Below are 19,769 nucleotides of genomic sequence, written 5' to 3'. Positions count from 1 at the left end.
CGCCCGCTGATTCACCTGCAACGTTATTGCAAGAAAAGTGAAGGCGAAGCCCTGGTTAAGGCGCTGCCGCGATCACCTGCGCCACGGCCGCCGTCAACTTCTTGCCGTAGGGCACGTGCAGAAACTCGTTGGGTCCGTGCGCGTTCGACTTCGGCCCGAGCACGCCACACACCATGAACTGCGACTTCGGGAAGCCCGACTTCAACACGTTCATCAACGGAATCGTGCCGCCCTGCCCCATATAGGCGACGTCCGCGCCGTAGTGTTCGCGCGACGCGTCGTTAAGCGCGCTAGCGAGCCACGGCGCGAGATCGGGTGCGCTCCAGCCGCTCGCCGCACCGGCGTCCGGCTTGAAGGTGACCTTGGCGTTGTACGGCGGATCGAATTCGAGCAGCGCCTTCAGTTCGGCGACGGCCTTTTCCGCTTCGATCATCGGCGGCAGGCGCAGCGAGAGTTTGAATGCCGTGCGCGGACGCAGCACGTTGCCCGCGTCGGCGAGCGCGGGCAAACCGGCCGCACCGGTCACGGACAGCGAAGGACGCCACGTCGAGTTGAGCAAGGCTTCCTGCGGATCGGTGGTGGTGGGCAGCACCTGCCGGCCGTCCTGGCCACAGGCCCACGGTAGTTTCTTCCAGACGTCGTCGCCGAGAATCCTGGCGGTCGCTTCCGCTTCGCGCAGCCGGTCTGCCGGGATCTGAACGTGAAAACCCTTCGGCAGCAAGGTGCCGTTGGCGGAGTCTTCGAGACGGTCGAACAGCTGCCGCATGATGCGGAAACTCGACGGTGCAATGCCGCCATAGCCGCCCGAATGAATCCCTTCGTCGAGCACCTGAACTTCGAGGTCGCCCGCCACCAACCCGCGCAGCGACGTAGTGAGCCACAGCTGATCGTAATTGCCCGCGCCCGAGTCGAGGCACACCACGAGACCGACCTTGCCGAGCCGTTCGCGCAAGGCGTCGACGTACGGCAGCAGATCGTAGCTGCCCGATTCCTCGCAGGTCTCGATCAAACCGACACAGCGCGGACGCTCGATGCCCTGCGCGTCGAGCGCCGCCAGCGCCGTGAGGCTCGCGTAGATCGCGTAGCCGTCGTCGGCGCCACCGCGGCCATAGAGCTTGCCGTCTTCGAGCTTCGGCGTCCATGGACCGAGGTCGTTGCGCCAGCCGTCGAATTCAGGCTGCTTGTCGAGGTGGCCGTACAGCACGATGGTTTCGTCGCTGCCCGAGCGGGTCGCGGCCGTTTCGAAAAAGATCACCGGCGTGCGGCCCGGCAAGCGGACCACTTCAAGTTTCAGGCCACGCACGGGTTGCTGCTCGGCCCATTGCGCCGCGTCGGTGATGACGCGCTCGAGATAGCCGTGCTTGACCCATTCGGGATCGAACGCCGGACTCTTGGCCGGCACGGCGATGTAGTCCGTAAGCGCAGGCACGATCTCGTCGTTCCATTTGCGGTCTACGAATTCGCGTAGCGTGTCCTGATTGATGCGCTGAGTCTGCTGGGTCGTATCGTCGGAGATCATGGTGGGGTGGTCCGTGGCGGATCTGTTCTGTCGAAGCATCCATGATAGTCCTGATGCGCGATGCACTGAACCCCTCGGCCTACCTGCATGTTTCGCGGCGGCCCTGCGCAAACAGAACAATCGCGCGACAATCGGGGATACATCGCGTCCTGAGGAGCCGGTCTATGGGTGGCAACGTCGTGGTTCAGGCCATCGCCGCAGTGCTCGCGCTGGCGCTGTATTTTCTGCCGAGCATTCTCGCCGACCGGCGCAAGCGTCATGACGTGCTGACGCTTGCGCTCTTCAATGCGTGCCTCGGCTGGACCGGGTTCGGCTGGCTACTCGCGCTCTACTGGGCGATGCAGCCCAACCCGCCGAAGAACGTGGCCGGTGAAGTGATAGAGACGCGCAAGATCGTGCGGATGCGGGCGTTTTCTTCGGCGCTTCTGATGCGTGTGCAAAGGCGCGCCGCGGCGCGTGAGCGCCCGGAAAACAAACAGCCTTAACTCAATTCAAAGTCAAAGCACAACCGTACGCAGCAACCGCAGTCAGCCGGTTAGCGGTGCGTTTGCTGCCGCGCGTCATAGCGTTCACGGGCAGCGTCGAGTTCGGCCGCGTTGTTCTCGGCCCAGTCATCGAGCGCCACCAGCGCGTCACTCAGCGTTCGCCCTAACTCGCTGAGCCGATACTCCACGTGCGCCACTGCGCCTGGCTGCTCCTCGCGGATCACCAGACCGTTGCGCTCGAGTTCCTTGAGTGTCTGCGTCAGCACCTTCTGCGAGATGCCACCGATCTTGCGCAGCAACGCGTTATTGCGCATCGGACCGGGCAGCAGCGCCGGCATGATGAGCAGCGTCCATTTTCCTGCGATCAGTTCGAGCGCAAGGCGCGACGAACAGGCCGCGTCGAAAACGTCGCCGCGATAGGCTTGTTCGGCCGATGTGAGGGACGCGCTGGCGGACTCGGGGAATGCCATGGTTACCAGTGGGTAAGTAATGGTGAGCGCATCACTATAGCTCTAAGCTGGCCGCTCATTAACCACTTACCGATGGGACTCACGATGGCATGGCTTATTCTGCTCGCCGCAAGCGCGGTCGAAATCCTGATGGCGCTGGCGTTGAAATATGCAAATGGATGGACACGTTTGTGGCCGAGCATCGGCGGCGTTGCGGCCGCGCTCGGCAGCGTGTTTTTACTGACGCTGGCAATGAAACATCTGCCGGCCGGTACGGCTTACGTGGTATGGACAGGGATCGGATCGCTTGGCATCACGGTGCTCGGCGTGGTGCTGTTCAACGACCCGGTTTCGGCACCCCGGGTGATTTGCATGACGCTGATCGTGTTGTCAGTGGCGGGGTTGAAATTGATCGACGGATAAGCCGGCTCGCGGGTCTGGTACGTGCCTCTGGCTGGTACGTGCCTCAGGCTGCTTCTCTCAAGCTGCCCGGCCCATCTTGCCCCACGTCACCGAGCCGGCCGGAATCGAGCGCGGTTCAGCCCGCACGCTCTCGTGCGCGAACATCTCGCGGCGCAGTTCGCCCTGATCGTCGAACCACTCGCAAATCAGCCAGTCACCAGGATTGAGCGCCACCGGTCCCGCGTAGGTCACGGTCATGCGCGGACCGCCTTCTTTTAACGTGACGACGTCACCGACACTGAAAGGGGCGGCTGGCGGTGTTTCAAATGCATCAATGATAGCGGTCAGCATATTCAATCCCTACGGAACCCGTTGCGCGGAAATAGTTATGGCCTGGTGCTTTGCAACATCGAACTGCCGAAGGAAAACCCCAAAGAGCTTGCCAAGATTAACAATCCGAATTAATCGCGGCAAGCGCTTTTTATTGATACCGTTTTCATAGGCGCTGGAATAGGTTTTCCATGCCGGCAGCTAAGGTAAAACTCGTGAAAACCCTGCACATCAAGCCAGTCGGCCATCCTGGCAATGCTATCCGACTGCAAAAATTACTCTGGAAAACCCGAACCTCAAGTAGAAAATGCGGGTTGCATTTGTCATATTTAATGCTCGCCTGACAAACCGGTTCGGGTTTATTCCAATCAGCTTAAAAGCGGAATTACCAGTGAACAAAAAACCAGCCGGTAAATCTCACGCCGCGAACCGGGTTGGGTCGAAGGGTATAAAAAGTCCGCAGCTTCCGTTGAAAACGATTCCCGGTGCGTTATTTTCAAACCGGCTGGGCGGCGCTCCGGCGCAATGCAAGTTGCTGATGCCGTACCAGCAGCACGCTCAACCCGATACACACGAACATCAGGCACGCATTGATCGCGAGGCTGTACTGGAATGCGTGCGCATAGGCACCGGGCGTCTCACGGCCGCCGATCACACCGAAAAACGCGCCGCTGATGGCCGCCGTGCCGAACGCCGAGCCGATCTGCAAGGTCGACGACACCACGCCCGAGGCGAGCCCCGCCTTCTCCGGAACGACTTCCTGCAGCACGATGCGCATGATCGACGGCAGCAGCAGGCCATGACCGACGCCCGCGCACACCAGTCCGCAATAGAACAGCAGATCCGGCGTGGCGGCATGGGTCGCGGACCAGCCGGTAACCGTGAAACCGATCGTCATCATCGAGAAACCGAGCGCCAGTACATGGCCGCCGATCCGCTTGACCACCGCTGGCGACGTCAGCGGCCCGATCACGAAGCCGATCGCGAACGGCATGATGGCCATGCCCGAGGCCAGCGGCGACCAGTGCAGACCGGTTTGCAGGAAGATCCCGTAGGTCAGGAAAAACGCGCTGTTGCAATAGAACAGAAACGCGAGCACGAGACCCAGCGCGAAGGCCGGATTGCGGAACAATTGCAAATCCACCAACGGATGGCCACCGCCGCGTTCGACGCTCCGCTCGGTCGCCACGAAGAGCGCGAACACGGGCACGGCAAGCGCGAACATCACGAAGGTCCATGCCGGCCAGCCGGCTTCGCGGCCGTGCGTCATCGGATAGATAACCAGCAGCAGCACCATCGAGAGCAACGCGACGCCCTTCAGGTCGATGCCGGTTTGCGTGGCCGGCTGATTTTCCGGCACGAACTTCCAGGTGCCGATGAAGGCCACGATGCCGATCGGGATATTGATGAGAAAGATGATGCGCCAGTCGAGCCCGAACGGATGATAGGTAATCAGCGCGCCGCCACCCAACTGGCCGACGATCGACGACAGCCCGAAGACGAAACCATAGAGGCTCATCACCTTGGTCTGCCGATGCAGAGGCACGACCGCGCGGATGGTCGCGAGCACTTGCGGCGCCATGACCGCGGCCGCGATGCCCTGCACGATCCGCGAGATCACCAGCATATGGCCGCTGGTAGCAAAACCGCACAGCGCCGAAGCAACCACGAATGCCGCCATCCCCGTCATGAACATGCGACGCCGTCCAAACAGGTCGCCGAGCCGTCCGCCGGTGATCAGCAGCACGGCGTAAGCCGACGCGTAGGCGGACACCACGAGTTGCAGTTGCGCGTCGGTGGCGTTCAGGCCTGTGTGAATCGATGGCAGCGCCAGGTTGACGATGAAATAGTCGAGCGGCGCGAGGAAGGCACCGACGAACAACACGGCGAGCGCAAGGCCCGGACGCTCGAAGCCGGCCGCGGCCTTTTCGGAGACGGCGGCCGCGCGAGCGGCAACCGCGCCGGCACCAGGACAGACGGCAACGGTCCCACCCTCCGCCCCCGCGAGTGCCGCCGAAGCGGACTTGATAGCATCTCTATTCATGACTGTTCGTTCAAGAATTAGGTAAAAAAATTAGACGAGCGCACGCATGGCGACGTCCACGATTCCAATCAGCGCATCTTCCGTATGGGCGACTCGCCCCAGCACACGCAGCCCTTGCATCACGCACAGCAGGAAATCGCCAACGGCTTTTTCGTCGAGCGTGGAATTGAAGGCGCCGCTCGCCTGCCCGCGAATCACCGCCGCCGCCAGCAAGGTTGCCATGCGGCGCTGAATGGCGGCGACGCGCATACGCAAGGTCTCGTCGTCGCGCGGCATCTCCAGCGAGGTATTGGTAATGAAGCAACTGCGCTCGCCGTTCAACGCGCAGGCAACCCGGGCGTAATGCAGCAAGGCGTTACGCAATGCCTCGTCCGGCGGCACCGGCGCGTTGAGTCGCTCGGCCAGCCGCGCGACCGAGCCTTCCGCGTAATGATCGAGGGCGGCGAGCATGATGCCGTGCTTGTCGCCAAAGACGCCGTACAGACTGCCGCGCAGCAAACCGGTGGCCTTGCAGAGGTCGTCGATCGAGGTGGCATGGTAGCCGTGATGCCAGAACACCTGGCTCGCGCTCGCCAGAACAGTGTCCGTATCGAACTCGCGCGGCCGCCCACGGGGTGCTTCGCCGCCTTTTTTCACGGATTGCTTCCAGTTGCCAGATTGCTTCATGCAACGGATATTATGACTAACCGTTCAAGAAAGCAAGGCAAGATTGGATAGCGGGACGGTCCGGCAAAAATTCACGCGGCCGCCCGTCGCCATCTATCCTCACTCGCCCGTCTGCTGACCCCACTTCTGTTCGGCTGCCGTGAAGAGCTGGTTGATCTCGTTACCGCTCGCGGCCTCCTTCGTGTAGTTGAAGGTGCCGTGATCGCGCATTTCATGCGCCGCGCGGAGAAACGCGCCCAGCGCCGCGCGCGCCAGCGAACCGCCCACGCTGACACGCCGCACGCCCAGCGAACGCAGATCGTCGAAACTGAGCAGTACGCCCTGCAGCCCCATCAGCACGTTGACCGGACGTTCGAGTGCATCGACCACCGCGGCGATCTCTTCTCGCGTCTTCAGACCAGGTGCGTAAAGCACGTCCGCGCCGGCCCCCTCATAGGCCCGCAAACGCCGGATCGTATCGTCCAGATCGGGCCGGCCCACCAGATAGTTCTCGGCGCGCGCCGTCAGCGTGAATGGAAACGGCAAGCTGCGCGCCGCAACAACCGCCGCGCGCACGCGCTCCACCGCAGCTTCGAACCCATAGATCGGCTCATCCGCGCGACCGGTCGCATCTTCGATCGAACCGCCGACCACGCCCGCCGCAGCGGCCTGAATGATCGTTTCAGCGCAATCTTCCGGGGCATCGCCGAAACCATTTTCCAGGTCAGCGCTGACCGGCAAATCGGTCGCTGCTGCGATGTCGGTGAGATGCGCCATCATCTGCGCGCGGCCCACGGCGTTATCCGGCCGGCCGCGCGAGAACGCATAGCCTGCGCTACTGGTGGCAAGCGCCTTGAAACCCGCCAGCGCAAGCAGCCGCGCGGTGCCGATATCCCACGGATTCGGGATGATGAAGGCTTCGCCGGCTGCGTGATATGACTGGAATTGCCGTGCTTTTTCGGTTTGTGTTGTCATTGACGATCCCATCGAAGACGGCAACCGGCATCTCGCCACTCGCGCGCGGCCGGAACGTCGTCATGTTCGTTAGATTACAAATGAATGAAATGAACGGAAAGCGGCTGCCGGCGGCAAGGTGTCCCCTGCCAGCCGGCTCTGCATGGATCTGCCGCGCACAAATCGCGTGCTCAGGTTTCGAGCTTCGCGTCCATCGTGATGGTGGCGTTCAGCACCTTGGACACCGGGCAGCCCGCCTTGGCGTCCGCGGTGGCCTTTTCGAACGCGGCTTTGTCGCCACCCGGGATTTTCACGGCCACATCGAGATGCACCGCGGTAATCGTAAAGCCGCCGCCGTCCTTGTCGAGCGTGACGGTTGCCGTGGTGCCGATACGCTCGGGCGTGATGCCGGCCTTGCCCAGTTCCGCCGACAATGCCATCGAGAAGCAACCCGCATGCGCGGCCGCAATCAGCTCTTCCGGATTCGTGCCGATGCCGTCCGCGAAGCGTGTGGAAAACGAGTACTGGGTTTCCTTGAGGACGCCGCTGTCGGTAGAAATCGAGCCTTTGCCGTCCTGCAGGCCGCCTTGCCAGACTGCTGATGCCTTGCGCTTCATCGCTCTCTCCTGTTTGTGCCCTGCTTCGTGCCGCTCCTCAACCCTACGTGATGCCGCCCGCAACGGTCCAGCCCGGATTTTCGTGGTGTCGGCATCGGTCGCGAGTCGCCCGCAAGGATTTTCCTCGAGGGCGTGCCGCGCGGCGCGAGAGGCGCGGGCGTAGACCGAACTTCATGATAGGCGCTTCCGTGTGCCAGTGTCGTGACGACAACGGCTTACGGTTCGACGACGCGCGGAGCAAAACCCGGCGGCGAAACCAGCGCCCCCGCCGCCCCCGCCGCCACTACCCGGCGAACGGCAAGCTCTCCTGTCCCACGGCGCGCATGTCGAACACGTTCAGCGTCATCGCCACCAGGGCATAGTAGCCAAGCAATCCGACAAGGTTGATCACCACCTGATGGCCAAAGCGCTCGACCGCCTTTGCATAGGTCGCATCGGACACGCGTTTGGTATCGTAGAGTTCACTCGCGAAATCGTGGATCAAGGCGTCATCGGCGTGAGCGAAGGACGGGCGATGCCCCTGGCGGATCGCCTCGGCATCGGCTTCGGCTACACCCGCTTCCAGCGCGATCGGATAGTGGATGTACCACTCAGCCTGCGCCTGCCAGCGCGCCGCGGTCACCAGAATCGCCAGCTCCGACAGGCGCAGCGGCAAGCCGGTGCGATAGCGGCAGAACGCGCCGAGCCGTTGCGCCTGCTGCGCCAGCTCCGGACTATGAATCCAGCCCAGAAACGGCCCGTTCAGGTTGCCGCGCGGACCGGACAATATCTCGTCAAGAACAGCCTTCTGTTCGGGCGTGGCATCGGACAGTTCGAAGTGAGGCAAGCGCTCGGTCATTGCAAATCTCGCAGAAATAGAAAGGGTGTCAGACGGCGGCCAGTGCGCCTTCGATCGCATCGGCGAGACGGTTGACGATCTCGTCGATGTCGCGCGCCGTGCAGATAAACGGCGGCGCCAGCAGCACATGATCGCCGATCTTGCCGTCGACCGTGCCGCCCATCGGGTACACCATCAAGCCACGCGCGAACGCCTCGCGCCGGATCGCCGCATGCAGTTTCAGCGACGCGTCGAACGGCACCTTGGTGGCGCGCTCCCGTACCAGTTCCACGCCGACAAACAGGCCCCGCCCGCGCACATCGCCGATATGCGGATGCTGCGCGTAGTGTTCGCGCAAGCGCCCACGCAACTGCTCGCCGCGCGCCTGTACGTTCGGCAGCAGCCGCTCGTCAGCGATCACGCGCTGCACTTCGAGCGCCGCGGCGCAGGCAGTGGCGTGGCCGATATACGTATGTCCGTGCTGAAAGAAGCCCGAGCCGCCGACAATCGTCTGGTAAATCCGCTCGCTTACCAGCGTCGCGCCGATCGGCTGATAGCCGGCGCCGAGCCCCTTGGCAATGGTCAGCAGGTCCGGCGCGACGCCGTCTTCCTCGCACGCGTACAGGTAGCCTGTGCGGCCCATGCCGGACATGATTTCGTCGAGAATCAGCAGCACGCCGTAGCGATCGCACACGGCGCGGATCTTGCGGAAATACTCGCGCACCGGCGGCACCGCGCCGGCCGTCGCCCCCACCACCGTTTCAGCGACGAACGCCGCCACCGTGTCTGCGCCGAGTTCCAGAATCTTCTGTTCGAGTTCGTCCGCGAGACGCTGCGCGAACTGCTCTTCGGTTTCGTCGGCGCGCTGTTCGCGATATGCGTAACACGGGCTTACGTGATGCGCTTCGATCAGGATCGGCAGAAACGGCTCGCGCCGCCACGCATTGCCGCCAATCGCAAGCGCCCCCAGGGTGTTGCCGTGATAGCTCTGCCGACGCGCGATGAAATGACGGCGTTGCAATTCGCCCTTCTCGACGAAGTACTGCCGCGCCAGTTTCAGCGCCGCCTCGATCGCCTCCGAGCCGCCCGACACGAAGTACACGTGTTCGAGCCCTTGCGGCGCACTCGCCACCAGGCGCTCGGCGAGTTCCTCCGCGGCCTGGGTCGTGAAGAACGACGTGTGCGCATACGGCAATTGCTGCGCCTGGCGCTTGATCGCGTCGATCACACGTTGATTGCTATGGCCTAGGCACGAGACGGCTGCGCCGCCCGAAGCATCGATGTAGCGCTTGCCGGTGGAATCGATGATTTCGATGCCGTCGCCGGCGATAGCGACCGGCAGTGACTGCTTCGGCGAGCGATGGAATACGGTAGACATGATTTTCCTGTTCCTTTCTATGGGCGACGGCGGCTCAGGTGCGGAGCGGCGCAGGCCGCAAGGAGGCGACAACGGTCTCGAACGCGCATTGGCCTTGTCGATAAACCGTCATCGAAACACGGTCGCTGCCGATGTCGAAAAGCGCTGTCGCGAGCGTGTTTTCATCGTCGGGATCGAACGGGTCGTCGCGGTAGATCGGCAAGCCTTCAGGGGCGCGATCCTGCAACATATTCAGCAACGCGGCGGGATTGATTGGACCGGCGCATGTGCTCAGCAGATGCTCGACGCGAGCCTGCCGGTCGCGTGAAGAATCGGTGACGATTTGCGCCTCGGCTTCGCAGCCAGCATGAATCAGATGATTCGCATGACCGGCGATCGCCGACACCGTTTGCGCGGAACAGCGCCGCGCGCTGACTTCGACGCTCAGAAGACGCTCGTCGCCCGCACAGCCGAGCGTGTGATGAAAACCGCTCGCAGCCGGCGTGCCGCGCAGAATGGACAATGCTTCGTCGAGCGAGGCCGCATCGAGCACCGCGCGCGCGAGAATCATTCGCGGCACGCCGGCTGCGGGTATGCAAATACGCAGATTGTTGATGGCCTGCACGAGGCCCGCGCGGTTGGCCGCGAAGGTGTGGCCCGGCAACGATCCCGGGTAGTAGAAACTGACAAAGCCGGGTTTGCCGGCAGGTTGAACCTCGACCAGCGCGCAACGCTCGCGCAGAAACGGATCACCGTCTTCGTTGTGCGCGATGAAACGCGCATTGCCTCCGACCGCGGCTAACGTCGTGCAACCGTCCGGTGCGTTGTGAATCAACTCGCCGCGGCAATTCCACAAAAAGACGTCTTCCGCCGACCAGCCCAGTCCTGCCGCCATGCCGTCGAGTTCGGCCAGCAGCGCCGGGAAATATGCGTGAGCCGCCGCCCGTAGTTGTTGCACGAACGGCTCGCCGCGCCAGCGCCGAACCGCCCGCCACGCAATGCTTTGCTCCATATACTCGGTGAACACCGGCCTCGCGAGTTCACCCAGCCGGAAGCCGATGTCATATGGCTCACCGCTCACCTGAAAAAGACTCAAATCCTGCTTGGACACCACGGTTCGCACCCTGTCAACAATCGGCACGTATTTATACTTCCAAACAACATTTGTTGTCAAATTGCGTGACGGCGGAACGAGCGGAGCGGTTCTGCTTCAAGCCGCGCAGACCTGCGCGTGGCTCAAACGACAAAGACGAAGAACATCAGGGCACGTATGCGCCTTTGTCATGCAGCGATTGTTCGGCAATGCCAAGTTGTTCGACGGCCCCCGCCCCTTCCAGCGCGAGCAGATGCGCGACCAGCGATTCGGAAATCGCCGTGGCTGCCACCAGCGAAGGAAAGAACGACGGGCTTTCGTGCGAAAAAATCAGCACCTTGTCGGCGTTCAACGCGATCGGCGAGACCGCGCTGTCCGTGATTGCGATCAGCTTGCTGCCCTTTTCCAGCGCGGCCTCGGCGACACGCGCAGCCTCGACGGAATACGGCGCGAAACTGATGACGATGGTAGCGCTGTCACGCGCTACCGTACGCAGTTGCATTTCGAGCGTACCGGCTTCGCCGTTGAGCAGCGACACGGAGGGGCGAAACAACCGGTACCCGTAGACCAGCCCGAACGCCACGGCATAACAGGAGCGAAAGCCCGCGACATGCACGTGCGGCGCGCGCCGCAGCAGACGCGCCGCTTCCACGATCACGCGACTGTTATGCGCCGCGGTGACTTCAAGATTGTGCTGTTGCGCGACCAACAGGTCGTTGGCCAGCGCATCTTTCGATTTGACGAGCGAACGCGCGCGGCTGGTAAGCGGCTCGGGCCGCGTGCGCACGCGCGCGACGAACAGGTTGCGCAATTCGTTCCAGCCGGGAAAACCCAGCTGTTGCGACAGGCGCACCAGCGAGGCCGGTTGCACCTGCGCCCGCTCGGCCACTTTGCGCATCGACGAGACCGCGACTTCGTCAGGATGGTCGAGCAGGAACGCCGCGCCCATCTGGAACTGCGGACTCAGTTCGGAGAAGCGCGCCCTGATCAGGGCGGCGAGCTGGTCAAAACTGTCTGGCATGCGATGGTCCGGGTGACCGGCCGATAAAGATGACAACAAATGTTACCACCCGGGGCATCGCAGCCAACAGAGGATCCAGCGAAGATCCAGCATGCGCCGCCTCCTCGCGAAGGCGCATATCTACAGAAGCGCGACCACCCGCACGTCACCCTGCTCGGCCGCCGACGCGACCACCTTGTCACCGATCCGCCGGAACGTGATCGATACCGACGAATCGCCGACCTTCAGATCGCCGACTTCGAGCCAGTCGATACCCTCAGGCAGCATGGGCTGTTCGATTACGACTTCACGCCGCTCCGCGTCGATCGTGATGCCCAAACAGGCTTCGAGCATCATGAACGGCGAACCCGCCGCCCACGCCTGCGGCAGACAGGCGACCGGATAGGCAGTGGGCGGTTCGCCGCGCCGCCGCGGGAAACCGCAGAACAGCTCAGGCAGGCGCATGTCGAAATTGACCGCGGCCTGGAAGAGCGCCTGCAGCAGCCGCACGGCCGCCGCCTTGCCGCCGTAGCGTGACAGGCCGCGCGCACAGAGCGCGTTGTCGTGCGGCCAGACCGAGCCGTTGTGGTAAGCCATCGGGTTGAAGCGCGCCTGGCTCGCGGCCAGCGTACGCACGCCCCAGCCGGTGTGGAACAGCGTGGAGTCGAGCTCGCGCACCACCGCTTCGCCGCGCTCGCGCGAAGGCAGACCGAAGGCCAGCAGGTGACCCGCATTCGACGCCATGACGCGGCATAGCTCGCCGTGGCCGTCGAGCGCGATGCCGTAGAAGCCGGACTCTTCCATCCAGTATTTTTCTTCGACGCACTTGCGGATTTTCTTCGCACGTTCACTGTATTGCCCGGCCTGATCGCGCAGGCCGCGCAGCTTGGCAAAGTGAGCCATCGTGTCGAAGGCGGCACTCGCATAGGCCTGCACTTCGACGAGCGCGATAGGACCGTCGGGAAAGCGGCCGTCGGCGTGGAAGACTGAATCGTGGCTGTCTTTCCAGCCTTGATTGGCGAGGCCGCCGTCCGACTCGCGCTGATAGTCCAGCAGACCATAGCGATTCTTGTCGCACACGCCCGCGACCCATTGCGCCGCGCGCTCCAACGCCGGCCACAACTCGTCGATCAGCGCGAGATCGTTCGTGCGTGCTGCATAAGCGCCGGCCAACACGATGAATAGCGGGGTCGTGTCTACGCCGCCGTAGTACAGCGCGAACGGCACTTCGCCGGTGGCGGCCATTTCGCCCTTGCGCATCTCGTGCATGATCTTGCCGGGTGCGGCATCGCGAAACGGTGAATTCTCGCGTGCCTGATGCTCGGCGAGAAAACGCAGTACGCCCGCGGCCAGATTCGGTTGCAGCCACAGCGTCTGCAATGACGTGATGACGGCATCCCGCCCGAACGGCGTCGAGAACCACGGGATGCCGGCGTAGGGGTACGGCCCCGTGGCGAGATCGGTGGTCAGCAGGCCCAGGTCGGCCAGCGAACGGTCGATCCACGCGTTAAAGAGCGGATTGCTCGAACGCACACGCGCGGTGACGCGACGCCGTTCCCGCATCACCAGGTGGGCGTCGACCAGTGCGGCGCGCACGGCCGCGCGCCCGACCCGCGGGCGCTCCGCGTCGATCTGCGACAGATGGGCTTCACTCACTGCGTGCGTGGGTTGTGCGACGCCCGCGGCCGGCTTGTCGGCTTGCGGGACGACCTGCACCGAGACGGACAGATAGATCGACACACACGCTTGCGCGGGCAGCTTGACGGTGTAATCCGCGCGATCGGCGAAGAGCTTGTCCGGTTCCGGCGAGAAGGCGATCTGCACATTGCGCGCCACGTCATCGAGACCGATATAACCGAGCAGCACCTCGCGGTTCTCGACACGTGCCGGTTCGACACGACCCTGTTTGTCGCGTTTGAGGCCGCGCACTTCGAACATGTCGCGGAAATCGCTGGCAAAGGAGATCGACAGCGGCACGACTGCATCGCTCGTGCCGTAGTTGGTGAGTTCGATGGCTTCGTTGAGCACGGTGCCCGAGAGCACGCGTACGCGTTCGACGTGGATCACGCCTTCCGGCGTGCTATCGCCGCCGAGCGGCGGCAACGGGCGATTGGTCAGATGCGCGGTGAACGAGGTGTTGTCGCTGCTGACGCTGCCTGACAGCAATGAGGGCGCGCGGCCACCGAAGGTGAGGCGCAATGAGGACAGAACACGGGTGTCGTTGACGAACAGGCCGTCGTCATGGCCGGTGATATCGCCGAGGGGGTCGTTGACGATGAAAGTGTCGCCGGACTTCAGCACGTGCTGGGTAGCGCTCGCGACGTTGAGGTTTTCCGTCGGGATGAATGCGCCGTCCGGCTCGGGTTCGTGGTGGTCGATTCCACCCGAGTGGGATAGGCCGCCGAGGGCTTCTGGCTGCTGCATCAGGGGCACTCCTGTGGTGATCGTGGTCGGTATGCGGTTCGCTTTCGCGGGTCTGGGGTGGTTGTGCGGTTGTGCGGCTGCGCGGTTTGTTTCCGATTGTAGAAGGTCTGCATGCGTCTGACGAACTTATCACACGGGAGTTTCGGTTTTTTGGTTTTTTGTTTTCCCCTCGCCGGGGGGCACGGCTGCTCGCTGGATTCGCTGCTGAGCTGGTATTTTTGGCGCTTTGGCCTTTCCTTGTTTTGTGAGTGGTCTATTAGCGTTGCCCCTGTGCGGGGCGGCACCTACTTCTCTTTGCCGGCCGCAAAGAGAAGTAGGCAAGAGAAAGCGGCTCAAACCGCTAATTCTTAAGCGGGTCCCCCGCACAGCCGCGATAGTGGTGCATCTGGAATCCGTGCCCCCGCACACTCCGCGTTCGTGACAAAGGATTCATCAGCTCCCACTCCGCACTATGTGCGTCGCGGACGGGTCTGCCAGGGAAACCTGGGGCTTCGCTCCGCGCAGCGGGAGCCATCGGCTTCGCCTCGGCGAGGTGCTCCCACTCTGATCAGCGCCCCCCACTTCAAACGGAATGTCGGTGCGTTGCATTCGCAGTGCAATCGCGATCGCTGCCGCGGTTGTGCTTGCAGCAGCGAAGCAACGGCGAGTCATGACACGGGGGAAAACGCGAGAGCAAAACGGCATCCGGGGAGGCGCGAGGCAACAGAGAATTAGGGAGGAGACAAACGGGAGAATGAAACCGCAGCTCGGTGGCAGCGATGCAACGACGAGTGGGGGAACGGAGCAAACCGCGGAAGCGAAAACCCGGCGGGCGGTTTTATGAACTGGGTATCGGCGCGCGCAGCGCCGCCGGAGGTATGACGCCCTTGTCACTGAGGCGAAATGTGCGAGAACACAGATTCCAGATGCACCACTACCGCGGCTGTACGGGGGACCCGCTTATGAGCTAGCGGGGTAAAGCCGCTTTCTTTTGCCTACTTTTCTTTGCGGCAGGCAAAGAAAAGTAGGTGCCGCCCCGCACAGGGGCAACGCTAATAGACCACTAACAAAACAAGGAAAGGCCAAAAGACCAACAACAGACCAGACCACGAACACAGCAAGGCACCGCCAAAAATCCAGATCAACAACAAACCCGCCGACGAGGCGCTTACCTCTTATCGAGCGCCCGAGCCTCGCGCTGAGTCTCCCCAACGAACAACTGCCGCGGCCGCCCAATCTTCTGCTCCGGATCGGCAATCATTTCATTCCACTGCGCAATCCACCCAACAGTCCGAGCCATCGCGAAGATACACGTAAACATCGCAGTCGGAATCCCAAGCGCCCGCTGCACGATACCCGAATAGAAATCCACATTCGGATACAGCTTACGCGACACGAAGTATTCATCCTCAAGCGCGATCTTCTCAAGCGCCATGGCAAGCTTGAACAGCGGGTCGTCATGCAACCCCAACTCTTCCAGCACTTCGTGACAGGTCTCACGCATCAGCTTCGCGCGCGGATCGTAATTCTTGTAGACACGATGACCAAAGCCCATCAGCTTCACACCCGAGTTCTTATCCTTCACCTTCGCAATGAACTCAGGAATATTGTCGACCGAGCCAATCTCCTCCAGCATGTTCAGCGCGGCTTCATTCGCACCGCCATGCGCCGGACCCCACAAGCAAGCAATGCCCGCCGCGATACATGCAAACGGATTGGCACCCGACGAACCCGCCAGCCGTACCGTCGACGTCGACGCATTCTGCTCGTGGTCCGCATGCAGAATCAGAATGCGGTCCAACGCGCGCACCAGCACGTCGTTCACCTCGTACTCTTCCGCCGGATTGGCAAACATCATCCGCATGAAATTCGCGCTGTACGACAGGTCGTTCTTCGGATAAACAAAAGGCTGACCCACGGTGTACTTGTACGCCATCGCCACCAGCGTCGGCAGCTTCGCAATCATGCGAATCGCCGATACGTCACGATGCTGCGGATTGTTGATGTCGAGCGAGTCGTGATAGAAGGCCGATAGCGCGCCAACCGCCGCCACCAGAATCGCCATCGGGTGCGCGTCACGGCGAAATCCACGGAAGAAGAAATGCATCTGCTCATGCACCATCGTGTGCTGCGTAACCGTGGTGACGAACTCCTCCTTCTGCTGCGCATTCGGCAATTCACCCTTCAGCAGCAAATAGCACGTTTCAAGGAAGTCGGCGTTCTGCGCCAGATTGTCGATCGGATAACCGCGATACAGCAGCTCGCCTTTGTCACCGTCGATATACGTGATTTCGGAATTGCATGCCGCCGTGGACATGAAGCCCGGGTCGTACGTGAACTTGCCAGTCTGAGCGTACAGCTTGCGGATGTCGATGACATCCGGCCCGAGCGTGCCCTGGTAAACAGGCAAATCAATCGTTTGATCGCTGTCGGAAAAGCTCAGCGTTGCGTGTGTCTTCGAGTTCATCTACACGTTCCTTTTACTTTCACATCGCACACGTGCCGGCATGCCCGATCGTCGGATCACCGCTTGGCATGCTCAGGCTCCGCTTCGCATTCTACGGTCCGAAAGAGCTTTGATTGCGACGATTGACCGCAACAATCCATCTCGACTGGCGCAACATTCATTGCACAGGAAATAAGCACCGTCGCCGGAAACATGCGCAAATAAACTGAGAGTACACGGCCTGAGAAAATGCTGCACCCGCTCAGCAACATTGCCAGCCAAATGAAAGTTAGCACGCTTACTGCAACAATGTTTTGCGGCAGTCAAGCTGCACAAGCCCCGCCGCTCTGCGATACTGAAGTTGTGTTTTGCTTCCCCTGCGAACACATCGCTGTCTTTGGCCCGCCGTCCTACGGCGGGCCTTTTTAATCAGCCAGAAGAACAGGAAGGACCAGATGAACGCCTCTCTCGAAATGCTGTTTCCGGATCACGTCCACAACGAAGACAACGTCGTCACCGCACTGAATCACCAGGACATCGTTGTGGCCTTGTCGGCAGCACTAAAAACACAGGACGTGGCGGTACTGCATATGCTCTACCCGCGCACCGACGCGCGCACCCATCGCAGCCTCGACGAACTTGTGAATGTGCTGCATGGCCACGGCCTGCATGAAGTCGCGGATCTGATCGCGCACGAAGCGCACTATCTGCTGTTCAAAGACCCGGCGAAGGCATGGAAAGCCTTCCACGAAATTCGCAACGACTCGCTCGCGATCGGCGTGCATCTGTATTACCACGGCCTCGTCGGCGAAGCCGCGGAACGTGCACTCGATAAAGACGCGCATCGCAAGGCCTGAACCGCACCAGGCGATCAATTGAAAGCGCACCGCCCCGATACGCGGGCGGGTGCACGAAGCGCTCATCGTGCGCTTATCAAACGTCCACTGAACGAATGAACTCGTCGACGTAGCGATTGAATGCTGCCGGATGCGCGAGATTCATTCCGTGCGAAGCGCCACGCACAGTTTCGCGGCGCGAATCCGGCAGCCAGGTTTGCAGCGCCGTCGCCGTGCGGCGGAACATGTCGGGACTCTTCTCGCCGTCGATCAATAGCACCGGGCAACGCACCTCGGCGGCCTGTTCGGGCACGTAGGCCGGCAACGGGTCGCGGAATTGACGCGCGAGCGTGTGGGCGTTGTCGGTCGCCATCCTGCGAAAGCCCGGCGTGCTCATGGCCCAGAACCCGGGCCGGCTCACCGAATCGACAAACAGCTGCAAGCCCGCTTCCACGTCCCCTGTTTCGATCAGTTGTGCGGCTTTCGCACGCAATGCATTGACGGTTTCCGGCAAAGTCGCGGGCGGGCGGCCGGCGATCTGCAACGGGCCGCCCGGGTCGGCCAGCGTCAACGTGCGCACGTATTGCGGATGACGCCGCGCGAAATGGAATGCCACGCAGCCGCCGCGCGAATGCCCCACCACGTGCGCCGGCCCGGCGCCGAAACGATCGATGAACTCAGCCACATCGTCCGCATGTTCGCTCCAGCTGAACGGCTGATCGGGCTCGGTATCCGTCACCGGCCAGTAATGCGTGAGGCTCACCGAGACGCAGCGGTACTGCTTCGACAAACCCGCCAGCTGAGGTTGCCAATAGCGGTAATCGCACAGCGAGCCATGCACGAACAGCAGCAGCTCACCCTCCCCGGTTTCCACATAGGGCATGCGCAGGCCGCTATGCAGTTCGATAAAGGCCGGAGAGGCGGCAGAGGACGAAGCGGAAACGGACTGATTCACAGGTGGTTCACGGACAGCGCGGCGACGGCTGAACCTGTCAGCGGCGACGGCTAGAAATGGATTCGAAGAAGAAAGCGGATTCGCATCCCTAAAATTGGGATACGACGCGTATTGTCACACAGCCATTGAATATCCGCTGAGGCTCGTTCGACGCGCGCGGGGCGGCTTAGGTCGAATCAGATCACTCGTAGGCGCTTTCGTCCAGCAAACCGGCGGCCGCTGCCGCGCCCGCGCCTCGCACCGCGCAAGTAAGCGGTTCATCGGCGACGCGGACCTCGAGTCCGAGATCGTTGGTCAGGCGGCGGCCCAGATTGCCGAGCAGCGCACCGCCGCCGGTCAGGACGATGCCGCTATGCGCGATATCGGTCACCAACTCGGCCGGCGCCGTTTCAAGCGCACGTTTCACCGCGCCGATCACCTGACGCAGCGGCCCCTCGATTGCATCGGCGATATCGTGATTGCTCAACTGAACCGTGCGCGGCAAGCCGTCGTCGACGCTACGCCCGGTTGCGTTCATATGCTCGAGCGGCACGTCGCGTACGGCGGAACCGATGCCCTTCTTGACGTGTTCAGCGGTTTGCTCGCCAAGCAGCACGCCATACAGGCTGCGTACGTAACTGACGATTTCCATGTCGAAACTGTCGCCGCCCACGCGAACCGAGCCACTATAGGCGAGGCCGCCGAGCGAGATCACGCCGACTTCGGTCGTGCCGCCGCCGATGTCGACCACCATCGAGCCGACCGCCTCCGACACCGGCAGGCCCGCGCCAACCGCCGACGCCAGCGATTCGCCGATCAGACTGACCTTCCACGCGCCGGCCGCCACCGCCGCTTCCTTGATCGCGCGGCGCTCGACCTGGGTCGCCCCCGCCGGCACGCACAGGGTGAAGGCCGCGCGCCGGCTGAACAGCGGCCGCGGGCGCGCCATGTCGACAAATTGCCGGATCATCTGTTCGGCCGCGGAGAAATTGGCGATCACGCCGTGCCGCATCGGCCGCACGGCTTCGACGTTGCCCGGAGCACGGCCAAGTAGCTGGCGCGCTTCGGTGCCCACGGCCGCCACACGTTTCTGGCCGGCGCCGGACTCTTTCTGGAACGCCACGACGGACGGCTCGTTCAGCACGATGCCGCCGTTGTCGGTATAGATAAGGGTATTGGCCGTGCCGAGGTCCACCGTCACGGACTGACGGAACAGTCGATCGAAAATCGGGTAATGCGGCGTCGGTCTGGCCATAGGAAGGCTCTGATGTGTCGTTATCCGCCCTTGCTGGGCAGTCTGAAAATGCGCCCCCGGTTACCCGAACCGCTTGGCACGCCCAGTTGGGCGTTGCGCGATCCGCGCGGCGGGGGTGATTTTCATACCAATGAGCAGTTAACGGCAAGTAAATCAGAATCTTTAGGGCCACTTTTCAATTCT

The 19,769-nt window shown here is 62.2% G+C and carries 18 protein-coding genes; 3 read left to right on the top strand and 15 right to left on the bottom strand.

Features of this window, described 5'->3' with window-relative positions:
• Positions 1–55: 55 nt before the first annotated feature.
• A complete protein-coding gene (locus tag GH665_RS28905; RefSeq protein ID WP_153140621.1) occupies positions 56–1,519 on the bottom strand; it encodes a M20 family metallopeptidase in 1,464 nt (487 codons plus the stop codon).
• Positions 1,520–1,683: 164 nt separating this feature from the next.
• Here GH665_RS28905 and GH665_RS28900 point away from each other — a divergent pair, with 164 nt between their 5' ends.
• Complete coding sequence (locus GH665_RS28900) at positions 1,684–2,004, top strand: superinfection immunity protein (RefSeq protein WP_153140620.1); 321 nt, start codon at positions 1,684–1,686, stop codon at positions 2,002–2,004.
• A gap of 50 nt (positions 2,005–2,054) precedes the next feature.
• Here GH665_RS28900 and GH665_RS28895 read toward each other — a convergent pair whose 3' ends face one another.
• The gene (locus GH665_RS28895; protein WP_106354827.1) at positions 2,055–2,474 is read right to left on the bottom strand and encodes a winged helix-turn-helix transcriptional regulator; all 420 of its coding nucleotides are present in this window, start codon (positions 2,472–2,474) and stop codon (positions 2,055–2,057) included.
• An 84-nt stretch (positions 2,475–2,558) separates the two neighbouring features.
• On the opposite strand from GH665_RS28895, the gene GH665_RS28890 reads away from it, so the two are divergent.
• Positions 2,559–2,876, top strand: a complete 318-nt coding sequence (locus GH665_RS28890; RefSeq protein ID WP_028194660.1) for a DMT family transporter — start codon at positions 2,559–2,561, stop codon at positions 2,874–2,876.
• Between the two features lie 57 nt (positions 2,877–2,933).
• On the opposite strand, the gene GH665_RS28885 is transcribed toward GH665_RS28890, so the two are convergent.
• The 11 genes from GH665_RS28885 to gltA form a co-directional block, all read right to left on the bottom strand.
• The gene (locus GH665_RS28885; protein ID WP_153140619.1) at positions 2,934–3,206 is read right to left on the bottom strand and encodes a YodC family protein; all 273 of its coding nucleotides are present in this window, start codon (positions 3,204–3,206) and stop codon (positions 2,934–2,936) included.
• A 475-nt stretch (positions 3,207–3,681) separates the two neighbouring features.
• The gene (locus GH665_RS28880) at positions 3,682–5,229 is read right to left on the bottom strand and encodes an MFS transporter (protein ID WP_153140618.1); all 1,548 of its coding nucleotides are present in this window, start codon (positions 5,227–5,229) and stop codon (positions 3,682–3,684) included.
• 30 nt (positions 5,230–5,259) lie between these two features.
• Positions 5,260–5,895 (bottom strand): TetR/AcrR family transcriptional regulator, encoded by a 636-nt coding sequence (locus tag GH665_RS28875; protein ID WP_153140617.1) that lies wholly within the window; start codon positions 5,893–5,895, stop codon positions 5,260–5,262.
• Between the two features lie 99 nt (positions 5,896–5,994).
• Positions 5,995–6,849, bottom strand: coding sequence for an isocitrate lyase/PEP mutase family protein (locus GH665_RS28870; RefSeq protein ID WP_153140616.1), 855 nt, complete (start codon positions 6,847–6,849; stop codon positions 5,995–5,997).
• Between the two features lie 170 nt (positions 6,850–7,019).
• Positions 7,020–7,445, bottom strand: a complete 426-nt coding sequence (locus GH665_RS28865) for an OsmC family protein (RefSeq protein WP_028194665.1) — start codon at positions 7,443–7,445, stop codon at positions 7,020–7,022.
• A 283-nt stretch (positions 7,446–7,728) separates the two neighbouring features.
• On the bottom strand, positions 7,729–8,283 hold the full coding sequence (locus tag GH665_RS28860; protein WP_153140615.1) for a carboxymuconolactone decarboxylase family protein: 555 nt from the start codon (positions 8,281–8,283) through the stop codon (positions 7,729–7,731).
• 28 nt (positions 8,284–8,311) lie between these two features.
• Entirely contained in the window at positions 8,312–9,640 is a 1,329-nt protein-coding gene (locus GH665_RS28855; RefSeq protein ID WP_153140614.1) for an aspartate aminotransferase family protein, read from the bottom strand.
• A 34-nt stretch (positions 9,641–9,674) separates the two neighbouring features.
• Positions 9,675–10,730 (bottom strand): C45 family autoproteolytic acyltransferase/hydrolase, encoded by a 1,056-nt coding sequence (locus GH665_RS28850; protein WP_246216401.1) that lies wholly within the window; start codon positions 10,728–10,730, stop codon positions 9,675–9,677.
• Between the two features lie 148 nt (positions 10,731–10,878).
• The gene (locus GH665_RS28845; RefSeq protein ID WP_028194669.1) at positions 10,879–11,733 is read right to left on the bottom strand and encodes a MurR/RpiR family transcriptional regulator; all 855 of its coding nucleotides are present in this window, start codon (positions 11,731–11,733) and stop codon (positions 10,879–10,881) included.
• Positions 11,734–11,853: 120 nt separating this feature from the next.
• Positions 11,854–14,136, bottom strand: coding sequence for an amylo-alpha-1,6-glucosidase (locus GH665_RS28840; protein WP_153140613.1), 2,283 nt, complete (start codon positions 14,134–14,136; stop codon positions 11,854–11,856).
• 1,147 nt (positions 14,137–15,283) lie between these two features.
• Entirely contained in the window at positions 15,284–16,582 is a 1,299-nt protein-coding gene (gltA, locus tag GH665_RS28830; RefSeq protein WP_153140611.1) for a citrate synthase, read from the bottom strand.
• A gap of 434 nt (positions 16,583–17,016) precedes the next feature.
• Here gltA and GH665_RS28825 point away from each other — a divergent pair, with 434 nt between their 5' ends.
• Positions 17,017–17,418 (top strand): hypothetical protein, encoded by a 402-nt coding sequence (locus tag GH665_RS28825; RefSeq protein WP_153140610.1) that lies wholly within the window; start codon positions 17,017–17,019, stop codon positions 17,416–17,418.
• Between the two features lie 76 nt (positions 17,419–17,494).
• Here the strand turns inward: GH665_RS28825 and GH665_RS28820 are convergent, their stop codons facing one another.
• Both GH665_RS28820 and mreB read right to left on the bottom strand, forming a co-directional pair.
• The gene (locus tag GH665_RS28820; RefSeq protein ID WP_153142348.1) at positions 17,495–18,280 is read right to left on the bottom strand and encodes an alpha/beta fold hydrolase; all 786 of its coding nucleotides are present in this window, start codon (positions 18,278–18,280) and stop codon (positions 17,495–17,497) included.
• 253 nt (positions 18,281–18,533) lie between these two features.
• Positions 18,534–19,586, bottom strand: coding sequence for a rod shape-determining protein (mreB, locus tag GH665_RS28815; protein WP_153140609.1), 1,053 nt, complete (start codon positions 19,584–19,586; stop codon positions 18,534–18,536).
• Positions 19,587–19,769: the final 183 nt, after the last annotated feature.

The organism is Paraburkholderia agricolaris (assembly GCF_009455635.1).
Taxonomy (GTDB): Bacteria; Pseudomonadota; Gammaproteobacteria; order Burkholderiales; family Burkholderiaceae; genus Paraburkholderia; species Paraburkholderia agricolaris.
The sequence above is the reverse complement of the archived record's forward strand: the minus strand, read 5'-3'. Positions and strand labels throughout refer to the sequence as shown.

Bases quoted from the DNA above. Each gene is read 5' to 3' on its own strand.
- GH665_RS28885 (WP_153140619.1), bottom strand. From the start codon at position 3,206: ATGCTGACCGCTATCATTGATGCATTTGAAACACCGCCAGCCGCCCCT.
- mreB (WP_153140609.1), bottom strand. From the start codon at position 19,586: ATGGCCAGACCGACGCCGCATTACCCGATTTTCGATCGACTGTTCCGT.
- GH665_RS28870 (WP_153140616.1), bottom strand. From the start codon at position 6,849: ATGACAACACAAACCGAAAAAGCACGGCAATTCCAGTCATATCACGCA.
- GH665_RS28860 (WP_153140615.1), bottom strand. From the start codon at position 8,283: ATGACCGAGCGCTTGCCTCACTTCGAACTGTCCGATGCCACGCCCGAA.
- GH665_RS28875 (WP_153140617.1), bottom strand. From the start codon at position 5,895: ATGAAGCAATCTGGCAACTGGAAGCAATCCGTGAAAAAAGGCGGCGAA.
- GH665_RS28895 (WP_106354827.1), bottom strand. From the start codon at position 2,474: ATGGCATTCCCCGAGTCCGCCAGCGCGTCCCTCACATCGGCCGAACAA.
- GH665_RS28820 (WP_153142348.1), bottom strand. From the start codon at position 18,280: ATGCCCTATGTGGAAACCGGGGAGGGTGAGCTGCTGCTGTTCGTGCAT.
- gltA (WP_153140611.1), bottom strand. From the start codon at position 16,582: ATGAACTCGAAGACACACGCAACGCTGAGCTTTTCCGACAGCGATCAA.
- GH665_RS28845 (WP_028194669.1), bottom strand. From the start codon at position 11,733: ATGCCAGACAGTTTTGACCAGCTCGCCGCCCTGATCAGGGCGCGCTTC.
- GH665_RS28890 (WP_028194660.1), top strand. From the start codon at position 2,559: ATGGCATGGCTTATTCTGCTCGCCGCAAGCGCGGTCGAAATCCTGATG.
- GH665_RS28825 (WP_153140610.1), top strand. From the start codon at position 17,017: ATGAACGCCTCTCTCGAAATGCTGTTTCCGGATCACGTCCACAACGAA.
- GH665_RS28865 (WP_028194665.1), bottom strand. From the start codon at position 7,445: ATGAAGCGCAAGGCATCAGCAGTCTGGCAAGGCGGCCTGCAGGACGGC.
- GH665_RS28905 (WP_153140621.1), bottom strand. From the start codon at position 1,519: ATGATCTCCGACGATACGACCCAGCAGACTCAGCGCATCAATCAGGAC.
- GH665_RS28855 (WP_153140614.1), bottom strand. From the start codon at position 9,640: ATGTCTACCGTATTCCATCGCTCGCCGAAGCAGTCACTGCCGGTCGCT.
- GH665_RS28840 (WP_153140613.1), bottom strand. From the start codon at position 14,136: ATGCAGCAGCCAGAAGCCCTCGGCGGCCTATCCCACTCGGGTGGAATC.
- GH665_RS28880 (WP_153140618.1), bottom strand. From the start codon at position 5,229: ATGAATAGAGATGCTATCAAGTCCGCTTCGGCGGCACTCGCGGGGGCG.
- GH665_RS28900 (WP_153140620.1), top strand. From the start codon at position 1,684: ATGGGTGGCAACGTCGTGGTTCAGGCCATCGCCGCAGTGCTCGCGCTG.